Annotated in this window: 1 protein-coding gene; it reads left to right on the top strand. The window is 63.5% G+C overall.

Translation table 11 applies throughout. From position 1 onward, the window contains the following. Nucleotides 1-602 (top strand): RHS repeat domain-containing protein (locus AACY19_RS26770; RefSeq protein ID WP_445262331.1); only part of this gene is annotated, 602 nt, incomplete at both ends.

Here is a 602-nt window from a genome sequence, read left to right as displayed (position 1 = left end):
GCCGGACGTCTGCTGGTCAAGACCTTGCCCGACGGCATCCAGATCGAATACCGCTATGACCGTCTCGGTCGTCTGGTCGGCGTCGATGACGGCCAGCAACACCCACTGGCCTTCGAATACGACCTGCAGGATCGCCTGATCACCGAGCATCAAGGCTGGGGCACCCTGCGTTACACCTACGACGCCTGCGGCCAGCTCAAACGCATGCGCCTGCCGGACAACAGCAAGCTCGATTATCAGCACGCCAAGGGCGGCGCACTGACCGCCATCCACCTCAACGGCGCGCCGCTGACGCAACACATCTATCAGTCGGGCCGCGAACAACAACGTCAGCAAGGCCTGCTGCTCAGCGAATATGCCTACGACGATCAGGGCCGTTTACTCGCTCACGCCGTAGGCCATCAGCACGATTCGTTGTACCGCCGCGATTATGCCTACAGCGCCAACGGCAATCTGGAGTCCATCGCTGACACCCGTCACGGCCAGCGCACCTACGGCTACGACGCCCTCGACCGGCTGATCCGCGTGCGCCACTCACGCGACGAACTGCCGGAAACCTTCGCCCACGACCCGGCGGGCAACCTGCTGATGCAGGACCGTCC

The sequence above is a fragment of the Pseudomonas sp. EA_5y_Pfl2_R50 genome (assembly GCF_963970475.1).
Taxonomy (GTDB): domain Bacteria; phylum Pseudomonadota; class Gammaproteobacteria; order Pseudomonadales; family Pseudomonadaceae; genus Aquipseudomonas.
The sequence above is the reverse complement of the archived record's forward strand: the minus strand, read 5'-3'. Positions and strand labels throughout refer to the sequence as shown.